Raw genomic sequence first — 19,318 nt, forward strand, 5'->3', positions numbered from 1 at the left:
TGTAAAGAATAAATATATGATGTATACGTATCCATCATTTGAGCAGCCGTGATAAGATTTTGCAGGCAAAAGCCCTAAGGAAAACAGGAGGGCATTGTGGGTGCATCCATTCAAGACGTAGCAGATCGTGCCGGGGTTTCAATAGCAACGGTGTCCCGTACTTTTACCCTCCCCGACAAGGTTCTTCCGCAGACAAGGGAAAAAGTCCTCAAAGTCGCACAAGACCTGGACTACACCATTTCACGATCTGCTTCAGCATTGAAATCGGGCAAGTCGGCACGAATCGCCTTCCTGACTGGCGGAGAATTGGACTCCTGGTATGACTCGCATGTTCTGGCTGGCCTCAATTCCGTCCTCCATGACGCAGGGTATGACATCGCTCTATATGCCGTTTCAGATGAGCAGGAACGCCATGCATTCTTTTCGGATATGTCCATCAAACGCAATGCTGATGCTGTGCTTGTGGTGTCTTTCCAAATACCCTGTACAGAGGCCGACAAATTAGCCACGACAGGCATCCCGCTTATCGGGATCAACACTGAGCCAATTCCTGAATTTTCGGCAACCATAGGCATAGATGAGACCAGTTGCATGGAACTGGTCATCAACCATCTGGTCAACCTTGGGCATCGTAAAATCGCCTATGTCTGTCTGGATCCAGAGACTGAACATTTCAAATGGAACGGTCAGGCACGCCTGCAGGCATTTCGCTCTATATGCTCCAAACTAGGAGATCGGGTGAACCCCACAGTTGTATACGCGCCCAAGGACGATACCCGAGCGGACTTCGCCTTATCCCAGTTGGTCAGGTTGGACCAGCACCCAACAGCCATAATCTGCATGAATGATGAATACGCCCTTCCTCTGCTTTTCTGTATGCAGCGTTCGGGATACACAATCCCCCGAGACGTATCGGTTGCTGGTTTCGACGATTCGACTTACGCTCATGAAATCGGGTTGACCACTATTCATCAGGATCCCTATGAGATGGGAAAGTCGTCCGCTCAGACGCTTCTTAAATTGTTAGAGGGCGAAAACCCTGACATGAACATGCAAATTCAGCCATCCTTCCTGGCCGTGCGCAATACAACCGCCCCTCCAGAACACTGACTCTCTGCCGCCATATCAAAAGTTGAGTTTTCATAGGACCAGTGCTCACAATTCCAATCCATCCGAAACACATGATGCGGCAGATGGTTCATAAGGTCTTTGGCCTTTGCTGATGTATACGTTATCATGTGCTTAGAAGCATGGATGTAACCATGTGGACTCCATGACCGTGGATGGGCCATCGAGCATGCTATGAAGCGATACCCGCGTCCCACAAACTTGCTGAAAGGAGCAGTTGATGCCGTCGCCAACCTCGGATCAACAAGAAAATAAAACGGAAAAAACCTTGATGGGATTCAATGCGAAAGGTGCCGCTGGCAATCGTGCTAGCTTCTTTGCCGCAGCAGGCCTCGAATGGCCTGACGACATGGTCATGGAATACGATCTGGGCAGATACACTGATTATCCTTTCAGCGTCGATATCTCCAACAATCGCCTTTTGGCCGCCCTAGACAGAACTGGACAGGTGCGACGCGCGGTTGTTGCAATAGGACGCGAGGACGTGCGAGGCAAGACCATTCCTGGTGTCTACGTGTACAAGAAGTTGGCTTTCTGCCAAGGACATATTGGAATGCAGATTAATTGCATGAACCGTCAATGTCCATCGCCTGCGCTCAGTTTCATGGACGATCTCATACCTGTCTTCGATGCCTCGATAGGCGATCTGCACAGTCAGACCATCGTCTTCGTGCCCCAAGAAGGCGCCAGCAGGCCTTTGTGCCTTATTCAACTTTGCCAGCTCACCAATCTGGGGGCCACACCTATAGATGTAAATGTATCGATTTTGTCGTCAACACAGGGCAAGGATGGGACAGTTTCTCTGCCCTTGAAATTCAATCTTCTGAGCGAATCGGACAGTCCTATCACGAGCGGCACATCCAAGACCATGCTCAGGCTTGATCCAGGAGAGAGTCGGAGCGTGGCCAGTGTCTTCGATTTTTCAGAGCAAGAGGATAGCCTTCGGATATTTAACTCCCTTCATGGATGCCGGACAGCTCTGAAAGCTACCTTGGAAGCCCGTAAGGGCAGCTTGGGCAAGGTCCAGATTCCAGAAGACCCATGGTACGGTGAGCTCATCACCCGGTCGGCTGAACTGGCCCGACAAAGTCTTCTCCTGCTAGCAGACGGCAAGGCAGCTGGCTCATTCTGGGGATCCAACGCCAATCCACTCCCCGACGTATGGACCAGAGACTTCGGCTACTGCGCCATGGGGCTGGTCGACAGCAATCCTGACCTAGCCAATCCCATGATCGAATTTCTTGCGCAGTATGGCATTCCTGACCAAGCTTGGGAACGCGAGGCCCGAATGCATCCAGAAGCAAGCGGATTCGAACACTCCTTAGGCAATTCCTGTCTCGCCGCGGTTCTGGCTTCCATGTTGGTTCACCGGCATGGCCGCACAGCACTCGCTGTGAATCAAAAAATATTCGCACAATACGTTCGTAGGCTGGCCGCCGATCTTATCGCTGAACGACCTGATCAAGGGCAGCTTTATGAGACTCTTTACATTTCGGACGGGCCGTCACGCGGTGACTACCATACCGGGTCCAACATACTGGCCTGGAAGGCAGCCACGGTCATGGCCGAGGACTTTTCGGATCTTCTGGATGCTGATCAGACGAGACAGCTGAAACAGATCGCCGAAGAACTTCGCCAGTCGCTTGACCAGAGATGCGTCCGCAACATTGACGGCAAGCCCATGTATGTGGAAGGAACCAACAGGGATGGGAGCATCATCGGCATCCATGACGGAGAGGAAAGCGACCTGACACTAGCCTCCGTTTACGGATTCACCAGCCGTGACGACGAACTCATCCGCAATCATGCCAGATGGGCCCACAGCACCAGAGATCCATATTATGCGCCGATTACGGGAGGAATCGACTTCTGGGATTTTGATGACAGCAACGGAATTACCTATCCTGGCCACATCCATGGGCTCTGCAGGGCAAATACGCGGGAAGAACTCAAAGATGCCCTGCTTGAGCTCCGCAGAACCACTGATCTGGATGGATCCTTCTGGTGGTGGCCATTCGAACATGCTGAGCAAGAACCAACCAAGGTCAAACGAGGTCTGGGCAAGTGCGGCTGGTGCGCGGGTGAATTCGTCAGTTTCTTCCTGCATGACATCATGGGAGTCGAACGCGATCAAGAGGCCCGAAGCATCAGAATCGCTCCTTATACGCCTTGGCGTCATTTCAGCTGGAAAGGGCTGGCCTTCTGTGGTGGTCAGGTCGATTTCGAGCAAGTAGACGACACACTTCACTTCACCAACAGGACCGATGAGACCCTGCATGCCTATTTGCAAATCTCCATGCAGCCGGACACAATGCTGGAAGACGTGACACTCAATGGCCAGAGCAGACGATACCAAGCCAGCGTCATCCATCTTCACGATGGATCCGCAGTCGGCGTAGACGAAGATGTCGAGCCCGGGCAAAGTGTCGCCTTGACCATCCGGACCAGATAGGCAGCAAGATTATCAGGGGAGCGAAAATCGCTTTTGCTCTCTCCCACGGCGCAAAAGGCATCAGGAATACGAAAGGTGGCGCCCACTACAAAAGTAGAGGACACCACCTCTAATAACTTTGGACGCTCTGCATCCAAAGTCCGATTCACATCATCGGATAAATTATCTAAAGAATCTCAAGAATCTCACTTCTGACCCTGTGCCGCCACAGCAGCGGCACCGGCGGCGGCTGCCTCCGGATCCAGATACTCGCCACGAGGCTTGATGGGCTTGAAGTTCTCATCAAGCTCGTAGACCAGAGGAATGGCCGTGGGGATGTTGACCTTGGCGATCTCATCCTCAGTCAGGTTGTCGAGCATCTTGACGATGGCCCTCAGCGAGTTGCCGTGAGCGGCAATCAGTACGGTCTTGCCGGTCTTGAGCTCCGGGACAATGTCGCTCTCCCAGTAAGGGGTGACGCGCTTGACCACGTTGGCCAGTGCCTCGGCGCGGGGCACGGGGGCTCCGGCATACCGAGGATCATGGGACTGCGAGTATTCGTCATCAGGGTCGATCTCGGGCGGCGGGGTGGCATAGGAGCGGCGCCAGAGCATGAACTTCTCGTCGCCGTACTTCTCACGGATCTCGGTCTTGTTCTTGCCCTGCAATGCTCCGTAATGACGCTCGTTCAGCCTCCAGTCGCGCTTGACGGGGATCCAGAGACGGTCAGCCTCATCCAAAGCTATGTTGGCGGTGTTGATGGCGCGGCGCAGCAGCGAGGTGAAGACAATGTCCGGCAGAACACCCTTATCCTTGAGCAGCTTGCCGCCCTTGCGGGCCTCCTGCTCGCCCTGCTCGGTCAGCGGGACGTCCACCCAGCCGGTGAACTGATTGGTGTTGTTCCATGCGCTCTGGCCGTGCCTGAGCAATACTAGTTTGTAGGTCATAGTGAAAATTCTAAGACCTGAGAGGGACCGTTTGGCGGATCTACAGCTCCCCCTATAGAACAGTCTCTTAAAGCAGACAGACACCCAGCCAGCAGAACCCTGTCAGCAGATCCGTATAGCCCGACAGCGCGAATGCCCTACTGAAGCGATTCCGACAGCTGGCCACTGTGGTGGCAATGGCCAGCACCACGACAGGCAACAGGCAGAGCAGGCGCGGCCAGACGTTCGCAAAGGAGCCGCCGGACAGGGACCATGACTCGACCGCACCCAGAATCACAGCCAGTGCATAGCAGGACCCCATCAGAATCAGCGTGCCTTTGGCTCCGATGAATGAAGACAGCGTGTACTTGCCAGCCAGCGGGTCTGCATCAATGTCCCGATAGTTGTTGATCTCCAGAACGGGAATGCAGATAAGACCCCCGACCAAGGCACCGATGAACCCGTGACGGTCGATACCGCCGGTCTCCATGTACTGGGTGGCCAGCACGCCCACCAGGCCGAAGAATATCATGATGCTCAGTTCGCCCATGGCCCTATAGCCGTAAGGGTGTTTGCCTCCCGTGTAAAACCAGGCTCCTAGCAGACAGAAGATACCTACCAGGATCATCCACCAGTGGCCTGTAACCCAGCAGAGAATCAGACCGGACAGGCAGGCCATAAGGATGTTGAGGTAGGCGGACAGCAGGACCTTGCGGGGTTCCACGCCACCGGCCACCCCTCTTCTGGGCAAATCAGGCACCGAACCGTCGGCCCCCGCGCCCGAAAGGCTACTCCGGCCCTCGTCAGTACCCCTGATGCCGTCAAAGTAATCATTGGCCAGATTGCAGGTACTGTGGATGAATACAGCCGTCAGACAGCATAAGAGAGCAATCAGCCAGAAGCGCGCATCCGGCCCCGACCCCTGGCTGAACAGCTGCCGGAGGGCCACCGCCGTGCCAATCAGAACCGGCGTGGGCGAGCAGAGCAAGGCCGATGGTCGCAGTGCGTCCTTGTATTCCCGAAGTGTGATGAACATGATTGCCTGATTATCCACCAAATCGCTTGAAAGTCGGTCTGCTCTCTTATGAGAGTATCAAGATTTTCACAGCTGCAGGAGCAGGCCAGCCGACCAGCATATGGCGGAGACCAGGGTGCCCTTGCCTGCCATGCCAAAGGCCTTGGGCACCTGGCCACGGGCAAAGGCTCGACAGATCAGCAGAAAGACGGCGGCCACTGGCAGCAGGACCAACACAAGAGGGAAGCCCGGCAGGCCATGTCGCATGACAGCCGGAATGAACTGGATCAGGCCCAGAACCAGACTCAGGATGTAGACCAGGTAAATGGAGATAGCCGCTGCACGCGCCCCCACCAGAACCGCATATGTGTGCTTGCCGGCAAGGCGGTCGTCGTCCAGGTCCCTGTAATTGTTGAGCATGAGCAGGCCCACGGCGTTGAGCCCGCAGACGCAGGCACCCAGGATGCCGGCGGCATCGACCCGATTAATGAGAAAGTACTCGGTGCCCAGGGTGGCCACCAGACCGAAGAAGATGAAGACGCTGATCTCACCCAGCCCGTGGTAGCCGTATGGATGCGGGCCGCCCACGTAACACCAGCCGGCGATCAGACAGCAGACCCCGACCAGAATCATCCACCAGTGGCCGGTCAGTGCCATGACTGCCAGACCCATCAGGCAGGTGAAGGCCGCTGAAATCATGGTGGCGTACAGCACCTTCCTGGGCGGCACACCGGCGGCGACCAGACGTCTGGGCCTGCCGGAGGTGGCTTCCTCGCCTCCACGGCCGGAGTCGGTGCCGCGAACACCATCGGCATAGTCGTTGGCGAAGTTGGCTGCAATCTGCATAGACAGGGCGAGCAAGACCAGCAAGACGACGATCAGGGCCAGCCGTCCCGGCGTGGTCGCCTTCAGGGCAGGGTCGACAGGCGTGGGCGAGCAGGAGCTGGTGCACTGTTCCAGCAGCCGTGACCGCTTCAAGAGTGCAGCTGAAGCGCCCACGCAGACAGGCGCCACCGAGGCAGGCAGCGTCCGGGGACGCATGCCATCCATCCAAAGCCTGATATTCATGACCATCCCTCCCCTGTTATCATCTCAGACCAGCGGCTTAACCAGGGGGAAAGTGATGGTCTCACGGATGGACGCACCGGTAAGGGCGATCAGCAGGCGATCGATACCCATGCCCATACCACCAGCGGGAGGCATGCCTACACCCAGGGCCTCCAGGAAGTCCTCGTCAATGTCCATGGCCTCGACATCGCCGCGGCTTGCCATCTTGGCCTGCTCGACGAACCGCTGCCGCTGGACCACCGGATCGTTGAGCTCGGAGTAGCCCGTGGCCAGCTCAAAGCCGCGAACGTAAAGGTCCCACTTCTCAACAACGCCCGGCTTGGTGCGGTGGGCCTTGACCAGGGGCGAGGTCTCGACCGGGAAATCACGAACAAAGGTCGGCTCAAACAGCTTGTCCTGCCAGAAGTGCTCCCAGAGGTGTTCGACCAGCTTGCCGTGGTTTTCGGCCGGCTCCTCCTCCAGGCCCAGCCCGTCAGCGATAGTCCGCAGATGCTCAACGCTGGTCTGGGGGGTGATCTCCTCACCCAGGGACTCGGAAAGGGACTCATACATGCTGATCTGACGCCAATCGCCGCCGAAATCGTACTGGCTGCCATCCTGCAGAGTCACCTTCAACGAACCAGCCGTGGCCATGGCCGCCTTCTGAATCAGCTCCTTGGTCAGCTCCCCGATGGTGTCGTAGGTGCCGTAGGCCTGGTAGGCCTCCAACATGGTGAATTCCGGGGCGTGGGTGGCATCCACTCCCTCATTGCGGAAGTCGCGGTTTATTTCGAAGACCCGCTCGATGCCGCCTACCAGGCAGCGTTTGAGGAAGAGCTCAGGGGCGATGCGCAGGTAGAGGTCGATGTCGAAGGCGTTCATATGCGTGGTGAAGGGCCGGGCCGCAGCACCGCCATGCACGGTCTGAAGCATGGGGGTCTCGACCTCCATGAAGTCGTGGTCCTCGAAGGTACGCCTCAGGGAGGAGACCGCCTTCGAGCGACGACGAACCATGGCACGCACATCCTCATCGGCGATCATGGCCAGGTAGGGCTTGCGGGTGCGCTGTTCCTCGGTCAGTTCCTTGTGAAGGGCAGGCAGGGGCTGCAGGGCCTTGGCCGCGATATTCCACTCAGTAGCGAAGACGGAGAGTTCGCCGGTCTTGGAGGCGACCACACGGCCGCGCAGGTAGAGGTGGTCACCAAGGTCGACCAGTTGCTTGAATCGCTTCAGAGAATCAGCGCCGATCTCACGCTTGGAGATCATGCCCTGGATGCGGGTGCCATCGCCCGCCGCCAGCTGGACGAAGCAGAGACCGCCGCCGTTGCGCAGGAAGAGAACCCTGCCGGCGATGCCAACCACATCCTCAGTCTCCTGTCCTGGCTCAAGGCGGTCCTGGTACTTGCGGCGCACGTCCTCGATACGATCCGTCACATCCAGATGGACCGGATAGGGTTCGATGCCTTCCTTGAGCATGAGAGCCCTTTTGGCTACACGCATGCGCACCTGTTCGGGATGGCTTTCAGGGCCGTCCTCCAGGTTGTCAGGATCAATGGCGTCATCCAGCTGGGCGCCCTGATCGATCTTCTCCGTGATGGCCATATCCTGGTCGAGCAGTGCCTGAGCGCGTTCGACCGTCGTCAGACGAGGGGTTTCTTCCGATGAGTCATTCATAAATCGCTATTTTACGCATGAGCCGGTACTTGATCCTGGTTGCCGCCTATTGGCAAGCGGCTGAATGGCCGCGCCGCGCAGACGATGGTGTTTGGCCGACGGTACGTGTACTATATAGAACGTTGTCACGGGGTATAGCGCAGCTTGGTAGCGCGCTTCGTTCGGGACGAAGAGGCCGGGGGTTCAAATCCCCCTACCCCGACAAGCAAGAAGGGGGAGACGAGCATCGTCTCCCCCTTCTCTTTTACACCGATAACATATGCCTAACCGGAAAAATAATCAGCCAGTCAGGAATTTTGTTCCAGCATGCTATCAGCGGTGGGGCGCAATTCCTCAGAGGCAGCCTCCGGGTCCTCTTTCTTCAACTTGTTTATATACCGCATGTACCAGAGCATGGCAAGCCCTATGAAGACGACTACGCCACCCACGTTATAAACCAGTGTCAACCAGAGGGGCTGGCCAAGCGGAATGGTGCCCGCTACAAAGACAAAGGCGAAGACGCAAAGCAGGAAAACGGAAATAGTCAATCCAAACGTCCTGTTTCCCATCTTGAAGGAACGCTCGACACCATCGAACTTCAGCCTTAGCATGAAATAGGCCAGAAGAATCAGCAGAGGCGGAATCAAGGCCGTGGCTGCAGTCATATTGATGACAATCTGCAGCAATTCGTTGACGTTATTGGAGCCCAAAGCAGGAATAATCAGAATCGGAACCACAATTGCAAACTGGAGCCACGCTGCACGCCAAGGAATGCCTTGTTTGTTCAACTCGATAATCTTGCCGCCGAAGATACCGCTGGGAATCTCAGAGAAGAAAACCTTGACAGGCGCGGAGGTCCACATCATCAAAGATCCCAAGGTGGCAGCCAGCAGAATTAGGCCGACGATACGCTTCACGACCGGGGCCGAAATACCTACCCACTGTCCAACGGCACCCATCACGGTGAAGATGCCAGTCGACAGATCAAGCTTGCCCACAGGCACGAAGATATTCATGACGATTGATGCACCTGCATACAGCAGTCCTATTACCAGGCCTGCGATGATGATAGTGCGGACGAATGCCTTGACTCCCCCCTTGAGATCATTGACAAACACACCGACGGACTCAGCGCCGCCTACGCCCTGAATGATCCAAGCCAGTGTTCCGAGGAATGCCCAGGTTGTGGCAAACGTGCTCAGATCAGGGGAAAGGGTGGAGGCATTGATGGGGGTGGCGGGCTTAACTCCGCCAATCAGCGAACCTACAGAGAGAAGGATGAATAAAACCGTCAGACCAAGAGCCGCCATAGCTCCGAAAGAAGAGATATTTCCAATCCACTTTGCCCCTTTAGTCGAAACCCAGGTTGCGATAGCGAAAATAACGATCTCCGTCACTGTAATCCAGAACTGGCTCATCTGTCTGTTCTCGCCGAAGAAAAGGAACGAGGCATAGATGATGATGTTCGGAAGTATGGAAGCGAAGTAGAACAGGTTGACGAACCAATAGCAAAAAGCCGTCAAAAAGGCCCATGACCCTCCCATGGACGTCTTCACCCATTGATAAACGCCGGACTCCGAGTCCTTATTCAAGGACACAAACTCGGCTATGACCAGAGTAAAAGGTACAAAATACAAAACAGTGGCAATGAAAAACGCAGGGGCAGCGCTCAAACCGATAGCCACATTGTTATTGATGACGTTCTTAATGCCGAAAACTGCAGAAACAGTCATGCCAAGCAGGGCTACCTGCCCTATTGTGGCTCGTTTCTCAGCACTCATGATTTAGCTCCTTATTAATGTATGAAAATGATGCGATAGTCGCTGCAAGATCGAATGGCGGCTTCTTGACTGAAAAGAGGGGATGCATCGTTTACAGATCCTCAATGGTGACGTGCAGGACATTGACGTGTGCCTGTGAGCCAGGAATTATTCTGACCGCTTCATCAATATCGCAAACAAGGATCTGGCCCCCTTCGACGGTGATTTTGTCTCCCGAACCGTGGAACAGCTCCCTGTCTGAAAGGTCGTCATACTGGCAGGAGACAGAAAGGCGACTTTTCTGTGCGATCTCGACCGTAAAATCAAAATCCATGCTGGCCAAAACGGTGAAATACCGCCTGTGACCGATGAAATCCGCGCTTGACAAACTCGTCGCCGAATCCCACCAGTACGTCACTGAGTCCCCCACGGAATAAGCGACGTTTTGAAGAAGCCCCGGCGCTTTGGTCAATGCTTCCTGAGATCTGGCCCACTTCTTAACTGCACCAGTGGCCTTGTCAAAATAGGAGCGCGTCTTGAAAAGATACATACCGGTCAATCCTCCTCGAAATTCATCAACGCCGACGTAAGGTCATCTTCATAGAGTGGTCGCAACGAGAACGTGAAATCAAACGATTCGAAGCGAATACGGTACTTGTCGAGTACCTCGGAGCCCCATGAATTGGAACCCAGACCCAGCACTTTCTCATTGATATTCAAAGTGACTGAAGATCGCTTTTGCAGATCAGTCGTGTGCCGAGCCTGATCAATGTCCTCGCTCTTGTAAGGCCAAGCGGAGAATGAGAAAGGATGCTCAGCGCTGTTGGATGGCCGTGTTACCAGGAGGCCGTTCCCGCGATGATTCGTCAACGCAACCCAACGCACATCACCTCTGTTGCCGCAATCCTGCGGAAACACATAGGGCGTGAACATAGAATCCACATCTGTGGACCACCTGCCAATGACATTGGCCGTTTTTGAATCCGGATAATTCTCACCAGGGCCCCGTCCATACCACTCGACTTGACGACAGTCACCAGGCAACTCCATGGATATGCCCATTCGGGGAATAATGTCATGGTAATTCCCATAAGGAGTGCCTTGAGCTCGCACTTCCAGACGCCCCTCAGGCCGAATGCAATAGGTCAGAATTACATTCATGCCGAAATCGTAGGAGGGAGGCGCAATTCGTTCCTCCACACGGACCAAGGCATGTCCGCCGTCCTGAGAGAATGAGGTTCCTCCGACCACCGTCTGCATTATCTGAATATTCTTGGGCATCCAGATCGAGTCGAACTCCTGCTGATGGTTATCGATCAGGGGCGTCCAGAATCCCAGGCGAATGGGAGAAACCAGCAAGTCCTTGCCGTCTTGACTCCATTTTCTCAGTTCGCCTGTGGCTTTGTCGAAGAGCATCGCATTCTTTTGCGTCTGCACCTCGATTGAATCAGCCCTATCCCTGACTTCGACAGGTTTTGATTTCGGTGCAGCAAGGGGCGAAACGGCAACGTTCTGAATATCAAACTGATAGATTCCAATCTGGAACATGGCCGGCGCCCAGATATGGGATTTGGTGGATATTACTCGCACAGACAAACGGGTTTCCCCCACTGGAGCGATCTTGATTCGAACTGGAATCGACTTAGTCTCGCCAGGGGCAAGGGGTCCTGGCTGAACACGTTCATTGAAAGCCTCACGGCCATCGTATAGGGTTGCCAGCTCCAGTTCGATATCGCTCAGATCTGTGAAGAACCGCTTGTTCTTCACAAGCAGCTTGCCATGATCGTAGCTGACAGACACAGGACAGATGACCTGCTTGTATTCTTCAAGCCCGGGCCCAGGTTCCTGCCAGGGAAAGACCATGCCATCAATGCAGAAATGACCACTATTGGGATAATCGCCAAAATCTCCGCCATACGCATAGAATGAGCGCCCCTGTGCGTCCTTCTGCCGCAGCCCTTGGTCGCCCCATTCCCAAATGAAGTGCCCTTGAATGCAATCCCACTTGTCCAGCACTGCTTGGTACTCGCTCAATCCGCCGGGACCATTACCCATGGAGTGCCCATATTCACAGATGATTCTTGGTTTGGGATTAGGGTGTTCGCCAAAGTCGTTCATCTGGCTCACACGCGAATACATGGTTGAAATCACGTCAACGCTATCTGCGTTCCTGTCCTCTTCATAATGAGTCGGACGGTAGGGATCGATCTCCTTGCAACGCTTGACCATTGAATCGATATTGCAACCGTAACCGGATTCATTTCCCATCGACCAAATCACAATCGAAGCGTGATTCCGCTCCTGCTTTACCAACCGTGTAATCCTGTCGACGTATGGAATACGCCACTGAGGATCATCGGTCAATCGATTAATTTGGCCCACATCGTCGAATCCGTTGGTCTCCATATCAGTTTCAGCCAGCACCATGAGGCCGATCTGATCGCACAACTCATAAAACCGCGGGTCATTGGGATAATGCGAGGTTCGTACGGCATTTATGTTGTGCTGTTTCATGAGCTCAAGATCTCGACGAACTCTAGGCATGCCCACCGCTCTGCCATGCCTGTCATCGAAATCATGACGATTGACGCCGTTCATTTTGAAGTACGAGCCGTTGAGCAGCATCCGCCCGTCAGCAATGGTCACTTCCGACAGCCCGAGGCGATGTGGAACATATTCAACAGTCTCGTTTCCACATTGCACACAGAGCATCATCTGGTACAGATAAGGTTCCTCTGGATTCCAGAAAACCGGGTGATCCAAGGTGACGCTGGTAGAGGCTCCCGGAACAGCCTCAGCGGACGATATGACTTTATCTCCCTGCGCAATGGTCCACACAATCCTGTCTGCCGGAGAATCGGCCAAATCGAGAGTCACCTCTGCATTGCCCTCCTCCGTACGGTGGGTGTGCACAAAGAAATCAACGAGTCCCTGCACTGGTCTTTCCAGTAAATAAAGATCGCGGAAGATTCCGCTTGCCCACCACATATCCTGATCTTCCAAGTAGGTGCCATCACAGAATTGGAGGACCTTGATCGCAATCAAGTTCTCTCCGTCCAGGAGAAAATCGGTGATATCGAACTCGGCTGAAAGACGCGACCCTTTAGTCATGCCCACATAGCGGCCGTTCAGATAGAGTTCTGCGTAACTTTCCACACCATCAAACCTGAGGATGGTTCGATACCCATCGGCTGGCATATCGATATCAACCGTTCGAACATACACACCAGTAGGATTTGCGGATGCCACCTTCGGAGGATCGACTGGGATGGGATAAAGTTCATCAGTGTATTGGAACTTGCCGTATCCATCTGCCTGCCACATATGAGGCACATCTACTTTGTCCCAGTCAGCATTGAATTTGGACAAATCCTCCAAAGTCACCCGACCAGGTCCGTCGAACAGCCGAAAATGCCATTGGCCCGTTAAATCCATGAACCCCTGGGATAGTTCGCGCGACATCGTGTTGGCCAGTTCCCTGCTTTTATAGCCAAAGAAGTATGCATGAGCAGGCAAACGATTCCTTGATGTCAGTTCTTGGTTTTCCCAGTCGTTAATTGTTCCCATCTATACGCTCCTTTGCGACAGGCGCCACTATTGTGCAACCGGTTGTCTGCAACGATACGTCATCTTTGCCAATTGTGCAACCGGTTGTATTTCTACTGATTGCTCGGCCTTAAGATAGCCGCCCTGAATATTCTGTATCAACACAAAGTGAAATGCCTTTACCGTCGGCATCGATGACCGGCAGATACAATATCAACAAACGTCGTATAAAAGAGAAGGTCACATGGGCTTAATTCGGGGTAGCAAACGAATCACTCTGCATGATGTAGCTCAAAAGGCAGGTGTTTCTCGCTCTACAGCTTCGCGAGCCCTGAATGGTTCAAAACGTATAAGCAGGCAAACCACGCAGCGCGTCGAAGATGCTGCACGGGCACTCGGTTTCGTTGCTAACGCACAAGGCAGGGCTCTGGCTATTGGACGTTCGGAAACCATATCCATTCTGATTACTGAACCGCTTGACGAACTGCTCTCCGATCCTACCTATGGTGCCTTTCTGCGCGGAATATCCGAAGAGCTTTCGCACACCTCGTATTTGCCTGTACTCATGCAGGCCTCTTCCGCTTTTGAACGTAAACGTGTTCAAACACATTTAGAACAACATACAGTCGACGCAGTTATCAACATCTCCCCATACGAAGGAATGGAACTTTTGGAATCCATACAGAATCAGCATCTTCCAGCCGTTCTGTGCGGGCAGCTACAGAATAACCCTTACACCGCGGTCTTTTCGAACGTCTATTCCGACGATGTCGAAGGTGCAGCCATGGCAGCGAAAGCAATGCAGAAACGAGGAAGAAAACAAATCGCCATCATTCTGGGACCTGCAGATAATCCAGCAGTGCCAGATCGCCTGGAAGGGTACCGATCGATATACGGAGCAGGCCTTGACGAAAGTCGAATCGTATATACGGGGTGGGATGAGTCATCAGGCTATTCCGCAATAAGCCACTTGCTCGATCTCGATATATCCATCGACGGGCTCTTGGCCGGCTCCGACCGTATAGCCGCAGGAGCTATTGCTGCCCTTGCCTCCAGGAATCTCAGCGTACCTGACGACGTCTCTGTAATAGGTTACGACGATCATCCTATAGCCGCGCGAATAAAACCAAGACTGACCACGATCCATCAACCCTTGCTTGAAGAAGGACGCGTGGCTGCTCAACTTGCCTTGGCCATGATTAACGGAGAAGAACCCAGCACAAAAATATTGCACATGCGGCTTATCAATCGGGAGTCCCTTTAAGGACTTGCCGAATTTTCCATAAACCACCATCTGACAAAATTTTAATTACAGCTTTCTCAAGCATCAAAACAGCGAATTTCATCACAGTCGCCACGCCCTGCAAGCTTTTCAAAGCCTACGATAGTACTAGTGGTTTTAATGGCGAACACATCATGAAACAAGTCGGAGATCGAATGCAAGAGAGTGGACAAGTAGACCAGACCTATAACGATGGCCCAGCTCATACGAATGCTAACAACGGCTTCGACACCCAAGCTTTCCTGGACGGCCTGGATGCCATCTTTAACGCCGGCAAGGCCCGCGATGAGGCTGAGCCCTACCTGCAACAAGCGCTGGTGGATGCGGAGAATGCGGGCGATGATGCCGGACTGCTGACCGTACTGAACGAAACCATGGGCTTCTACCGGTCCCAGGGTCGCCACCAGGAGAATATGTGGATGATCCAGCGCGCCATCGAACTGGCCTCACGCATGCGCATAGAGGGGTCGGAGGCCTGGACAACCACCCTGATCAATGCAGCCACAGGTCTGCGGGCAGCCAAGAAGTACGACCAGGCTGAAGACCTCTACCGGCAGGCGCTTGCCTCTGCAGGCAAAACCCTTGGGCCCAAGGACCGGAGGCTGGCGGCCCTGCACAACAACCTGTCCATGCTCTACAGCGAAACCGATCGGCCCGACCAGGCCGAGCAGGAACTGCGCCAGGCCATGGGCATCCTGGAGAATTCCAGTACTGATCCTTCCCGGGATCTGGATCTGGCCACCACACACACCAATCTGGCCCTTATGCTTATGCAACGCAACGACAATCCGGAGACCCTTCAGGAGGCCTGGGACCAGGCTCGCACAGCCTTGGACATCTATCGAACCGGCCACCTGGAGAACAGCGCACACTATGCCTCGGCCCTGGCAGGCTTCGCCCAGATCTGCTATATGACCGGACGATTCAGCCAGTCGGCAGACACCTACCGCAAGGCCCTGGCCATCATTGAGGATCGGTACGGCAAGGGTAGCGACTACTACCAGATCACCAAGGCCAATCTGGACCAGGCCCAGGCCACTGCTGAGAAAAACAGGGACAAGGACCAATCCAACCAGGCCGACGCACCCGCATCCAGCCAGCCGAGTACCAGCTCAGACCGGCCACCGGCCGGGAATCACAGCAATGACAACGATCGGCACGACCTTCGCCCCGATATTCAAGGTCTGGACCTGGCCAAGGCCTACTGGGAGCAGGTGGGCCGTCCCATGCTGGAGGAACGCTACCCTCAATATCGCAGTCGGATTGCCGTGGGATTGATGGGCCATGGCTCGGACTGCTACGGCTTTGACGATGCCATATCCCGGGACCACGATTTCGGTCCGGGCTTCTGCCTGTGGCTGACCAGCGAGGATTACCAGGCCATCGGCGACCAGCTGCAGAAGGACTATGAGGCCCTGCCTACTGAGTTCATGGGGTTCGGTTCGCGGACCGACAGCGTCAGAGCCAAGGGGGCTAATCGACGCGTGGGCGTCTTTGAAATCGGCGCCTTCTTCGAATCTCTGACCGGCTACCGGCAGGCGCCCCCGGAAGATCACCCACACGAATGGCTGCTCCTGGACGAGGCCACGCTGGCAGCAGCCACCAATGGCAAGATTTTCGCGGATCCTCTGGGACAGATGCTGGCCACCCGGCAGGGGTTCAAGGCCATGCCCGACGATGTGCGCCTCTGTCTGATCTCCCGTCGCCTGGGCATGATTGCCCAAGCGGGCCAGTATAACCTGCCGCGGAGTCTACAGCGGGGCGATGGTGCTGCGGCTATGCTGTCAATCAACGAATTCATCAAAGCCTGCGCCTCCCTGATCTTCCTGATCAACAATCCGCTTACCGTCGGGTATCTTCCCTATTACAAGTGGACCTTCGCGGCCCTTCGGCGACTGAGCGGACGAATGGCCACCAGGCTGGCCGACCTGACCGAGCAACTGGAAGACATTCTGCGCCTGGCCTCGGCTGCCTGCTACGGGGGGCAAGGCTTCGGCGAAGGCGGCAAGGGAGCCCGACCGGCCGCTGAACGCGTCAGCAAACTTGTAGAGTCAATCTGCGCCAGAATCGTAGAAGAGTTGCAAGCGGAGGGCTTAACCAACAGCCCCGAGACCTTCCTGGAGTGGCAGCGCCCCTATGTCGAGGCCCACATCTCCAGCGACGATCCGGTTCTGCACAGCATCTGAAAGGAGCCAAAGATGGCTAACGACGAGCAATGTCAGGATGAGGAATCCCTGCGCGAGCGGATCGTCCGCCACGAATGGAAGCAGTTCCAGCAGGTCAACAACGAGGGTGGTCCGGCCAACTGTCAGGGCAACTGGCCCATGTTCCACCAGATGCGCCTGAGCCAGTTTCTGACCTGGCCACATCCCCTGCTGACCAGCTATGCGGACGACCTGGATCAGGCCGACAAAGAGGGACGCAACCTGCTGACCGAGAAGTACGGGCGGATGATGGAGTCCACAGCCCCGGACCAGTACCACAACAGCATCGCCCCCTACCTGCCCAGGCTGGGTCTGGATCGCCAGGAGCAGCAGGAGCGCATCATCGACAGACAGGTGGCCTGGGCCAAGGACTTCCGCGAGCGCTACCCCCGTCTAGGTCAGGAGATGCGGGTCCTGCGCACCAGCGAGGACACGCCGGAGACCACTTCCTTCGAGACCTATCTGCGTGGCGAACTGGGCACCTACTCGGCCCGAACGCTGGATCTTTACCAGTCCATGGTGGACCAAATCGAGGCCAAGGGCGGCAATCTTACCGAGGAAACCATCTTGGCCACGGTGCAGTTGAACGGCTTTGAGACCCTGGACGAAGCCGAGCAGGCCCAGGACCGGCCACCTGAACCACAATCATGAGGTCCATCTGACCAACCAGTCGCGCAGTCGGGTAGAGTTGACGGGTGCAAAAGCTGAAACGGGCGGGCTTTACCGCCGCCTCCTTTGTGGTCATCCTGCTGATTATGCTCCTTTTGGGCCAAGCCATGACGCCGGACTGGCAGGTGGAACCCTACCGCGACCATCTGCAGGTCTCGACCCGCTCCACTGCCGTCGCCTCGAGGCTGGGTCCCACCACCCCTGAGGGCACCCACCAAGTCAGGGAGCGGAAGATCAGCATCACTCTGGACGGCGGGGTCCGTGTCCAGGCCATCGTCAGAGAGCCAAGCGACCGTAAGGGCACTGGACCAGCCTGCCTGTTCATCCATGGCGCCGGAACGGGCAAATCCTCCGAAGTATACGGCGACCTGGCTTCAGCCATGGCCTCGGCCGGCATCACCACCCTGGTGCCCGACAAGCGTTTGGACACCTACACCACCTTCCACCGCGACTATCAGGCCATGGCCGCCGACTATGGACGATCCCTTGACCGTCTACGCTCCTGGCCAGGTGTGGATCCAACCAAAGTAGGCCTGTACGCCGAGTCCGAGGGCACCTGGATATCGTCCATCATGACCGCCAAGGACCCCAGCATCGCCTTCTCCATCCTGACTTCGCCCCCCGTCTACCCGGGACGACGGCAGATGGCCATGGCGGCCACCAGCTACTTGGATCTGATTGGCGCACCCAAGGGAATCCGCAACGTGATACCCCGGCTCATGGGCATGGACCTGTCCCTGCTGGGCCTGGAGTACGCCGACTTTCCCTCCCTGCCCTATTTGGATCAGCTGCGGATGCCGGTCATGGTCAACTTTGGCACCATGGATGTCTCCATGCCAGTCGAACAGGGTGCTCACGAGATCATCCGCAGGGCGCATGAAAGTGGCAACGACAACGTGACCCTGCGCTACTACCCCACCAACCATCAGATCCGCACCGGCAGTCGGCTGGCCAAGGCCGGGTTGCCCCTGGAACCCAGATATACCCATAATCTGGAAGACTGGATCAACGCTGTAGTACTGGGCACTAAAGCCGAACAATGGTCGACTCCTATGATTGCCGGCAGCCAGCCCCATCAGCTCAATCAAGTGCCCGAGCACACGAATACAGGGTTGATACCTTCGCTGACCGCCCTGTTGACCCTGATGGCCAGTGGCCCCATTCTGCTGGCAGCCGCCCTTGTCTCTGCCCTGATTGGAGCCTTGAGCTCACATCTGCGGGATCAAGACAAAGACCGCCGACAGTCAGGTTTCAACAAAGGTCTGACCGGACGGCTCTGGTCGCTAGGTCTGCTAGCCGCAGGACTTATGACTGCCCTGCTGGCCTATGCCTTTACTGTGGTCCGCAAGGCGCTTGGCCTCATGCATCTGTCCTCGATGATGGCATCATACTGGTCCCTGTTGTCCGTTCTGTGTCTGGTATTCATCCTGCTCTTGGCGAGCACCCTGACCTCTATCTTCAACCGAGCTGACGGCAAGCCGGCTGTTGCCGGGGCTGGCCACTGGCTGACCCTGACCCTGATCCTGCTGGGGTCTCTGGCCATCCTTGGCAGCCTGATCTTCTGGAATATCCTGGTCTTTTGAGACAGAGCGGGTGCGCCTTGCCGATGCCAGCCAGGCTAATACAGACGCGCCAATCAGCACTACGCCCAGGCCGG

At 55.6% G+C, this 19,318-nt stretch carries 13 protein-coding genes and 1 tRNA gene; 7 read left to right on the forward strand and 7 right to left on the reverse strand.

Translation table 11 applies throughout. The features are described 5' to 3' along the window. Nucleotides 1-96 precede the first annotated feature (96 nt). Nucleotides 97-1,110 (forward strand): LacI family DNA-binding transcriptional regulator, encoded by a 1,014-nt coding sequence (locus ACNAOV_RS06855; protein WP_416517134.1) that lies wholly within the window; start codon nt 97-99, stop codon nt 1,108-1,110. Nucleotides 1,111-1,348: 238 nt separating this feature from the next. After that, complete coding sequence (locus tag ACNAOV_RS06860) at nt 1,349-3,580, forward strand: hypothetical protein (protein WP_416517135.1); 2,232 nt, start codon at nt 1,349-1,351, stop codon at nt 3,578-3,580. A 185-nt stretch (nt 3,581-3,765) separates the two neighbouring features. On the opposite strand, the gene ACNAOV_RS06865 is transcribed toward ACNAOV_RS06860, so the two are convergent. The 4 genes from ACNAOV_RS06865 to lysS form a co-directional block, all read right to left on the reverse strand. After that, complete coding sequence (locus ACNAOV_RS06865) at nt 3,766-4,506, reverse strand: phosphoglyceromutase (protein WP_024626731.1); 741 nt, start codon at nt 4,504-4,506, stop codon at nt 3,766-3,768. Between the two features lie 67 nt (nt 4,507-4,573). Further along, nucleotides 4,574-5,521, reverse strand: coding sequence for a 1,4-dihydroxy-2-naphthoate octaprenyltransferase (gene menA, locus ACNAOV_RS06870; RefSeq protein ID WP_416517136.1), 948 nt, complete (start codon nt 5,519-5,521; stop codon nt 4,574-4,576). Nucleotides 5,522-5,587: 66 nt separating this feature from the next. Beyond that, on the reverse strand, nt 5,588-6,568 hold the full coding sequence (menA, locus tag ACNAOV_RS06875; RefSeq protein ID WP_416517137.1) for a 1,4-dihydroxy-2-naphthoate octaprenyltransferase: 981 nt from the start codon (nt 6,566-6,568) through the stop codon (nt 5,588-5,590). Between the two features lie 24 nt (nt 6,569-6,592). Further along, nucleotides 6,593-8,221: a lysine--tRNA ligase gene (gene lysS / locus ACNAOV_RS06880; RefSeq protein ID WP_416517138.1), complete on the reverse strand. Its 1,629-nt coding sequence runs from the start codon at nt 8,219-8,221 to the stop codon at nt 6,593-6,595. A 128-nt stretch (nt 8,222-8,349) separates the two neighbouring features. Here lysS and ACNAOV_RS06885 point away from each other — a divergent pair. Beyond that, nucleotides 8,350-8,423, forward strand: a tRNA-Pro gene (locus ACNAOV_RS06885). Between the two features lie 85 nt (nt 8,424-8,508). On the opposite strand, the gene ACNAOV_RS06890 is transcribed toward ACNAOV_RS06885, so the two are convergent. From ACNAOV_RS06890 to ACNAOV_RS06900, 3 genes are all read right to left on the reverse strand, one after another. Beyond that, nucleotides 8,509-9,981, reverse strand: a complete 1,473-nt coding sequence (locus ACNAOV_RS06890; protein ID WP_390134820.1) for an amino acid permease — start codon at nt 9,979-9,981, stop codon at nt 8,509-8,511. 91 nt (nt 9,982-10,072) lie between these two features. Then, entirely contained in the window at nt 10,073-10,510 is a 438-nt protein-coding gene (locus tag ACNAOV_RS06895) for a hypothetical protein (RefSeq protein WP_416517139.1), read from the reverse strand. Nucleotides 10,511-10,515: 5 nt separating this feature from the next. Then, a complete protein-coding gene (locus tag ACNAOV_RS06900) occupies nt 10,516-13,527 on the reverse strand; it encodes a glycoside hydrolase family 2 TIM barrel-domain containing protein (protein WP_416517140.1) in 3,012 nt (1,003 codons plus the stop codon). A 223-nt stretch (nt 13,528-13,750) separates the two neighbouring features. Between ACNAOV_RS06900 and ACNAOV_RS06905 the strand changes: the two genes are divergently transcribed. The 4 genes from ACNAOV_RS06905 (at nt 13,751) to ACNAOV_RS06920 (ending at nt 19,244) form a co-directional block, all read left to right on the forward strand. Beyond that, entirely contained in the window at nt 13,751-14,770 is a 1,020-nt protein-coding gene (locus ACNAOV_RS06905; RefSeq protein WP_416517141.1) for a LacI family DNA-binding transcriptional regulator, read from the forward strand. A gap of 173 nt (nt 14,771-14,943) precedes the next feature. Further along, on the forward strand, nt 14,944-16,974 hold the full coding sequence (locus ACNAOV_RS06910) for a DUF4037 domain-containing protein (RefSeq protein WP_416517142.1): 2,031 nt from the start codon (nt 14,944-14,946) through the stop codon (nt 16,972-16,974). A gap of 12 nt (nt 16,975-16,986) precedes the next feature. Beyond that, nucleotides 16,987-17,643, forward strand: a complete 657-nt coding sequence (locus ACNAOV_RS06915) for a DUF4125 family protein (protein ID WP_416517143.1) — start codon at nt 16,987-16,989, stop codon at nt 17,641-17,643. Nucleotides 17,644-17,687: 44 nt separating this feature from the next. Beyond that, nucleotides 17,688-19,244, forward strand: coding sequence for an alpha/beta hydrolase family protein (locus tag ACNAOV_RS06920; RefSeq protein ID WP_416517144.1), 1,557 nt, complete (start codon nt 17,688-17,690; stop codon nt 19,242-19,244). Nucleotides 19,245-19,318 lie beyond the last annotated feature (74 nt).

This window comes from Bifidobacterium asteroides (genome assembly GCF_048001765.1).
In the GTDB taxonomy this organism is placed as follows: Bacteria; Actinomycetota; Actinomycetes; order Actinomycetales; family Bifidobacteriaceae; genus Bombiscardovia; species Bombiscardovia asteroides_K.

Bases quoted from the DNA above. Each gene is read 5' to 3' on its own strand.
- ACNAOV_RS06860 (WP_416517135.1), top strand. From the start codon at position 1,349: ATGCCGTCGCCAACCTCGGATCAACAAGAAAATAAAACGGAAAAAACC.
- ACNAOV_RS06865 (WP_024626731.1), bottom strand. From the start codon at position 4,506: ATGACCTACAAACTAGTATTGCTCAGGCACGGCCAGAGCGCATGGAAC.
- menA (WP_416517136.1), bottom strand. From the start codon at position 5,521: ATGTTCATCACACTTCGGGAATACAAGGACGCACTGCGACCATCGGCC.
- menA (WP_416517137.1), bottom strand. From the start codon at position 6,568: ATGAATATCAGGCTTTGGATGGATGGCATGCGTCCCCGGACGCTGCCT.
- lysS (WP_416517138.1), bottom strand. From the start codon at position 8,221: ATGAATGACTCATCGGAAGAAACCCCTCGTCTGACGACGGTCGAACGC.
- ACNAOV_RS06890 (WP_390134820.1), bottom strand. From the start codon at position 9,981: ATGAGTGCTGAGAAACGAGCCACAATAGGGCAGGTAGCCCTGCTTGGC.
- ACNAOV_RS06895 (WP_416517139.1), bottom strand. From the start codon at position 10,510: ATGTATCTTTTCAAGACGCGCTCCTATTTTGACAAGGCCACTGGTGCA.
- ACNAOV_RS06900 (WP_416517140.1), bottom strand. From the start codon at position 13,527: ATGGGAACAATTAACGACTGGGAAAACCAAGAACTGACATCAAGGAAT.
- ACNAOV_RS06905 (WP_416517141.1), top strand. From the start codon at position 13,751: ATGGGCTTAATTCGGGGTAGCAAACGAATCACTCTGCATGATGTAGCT.
- ACNAOV_RS06910 (WP_416517142.1), top strand. From the start codon at position 14,944: ATGCAAGAGAGTGGACAAGTAGACCAGACCTATAACGATGGCCCAGCT.
- ACNAOV_RS06915 (WP_416517143.1), top strand. From the start codon at position 16,987: ATGGCTAACGACGAGCAATGTCAGGATGAGGAATCCCTGCGCGAGCGG.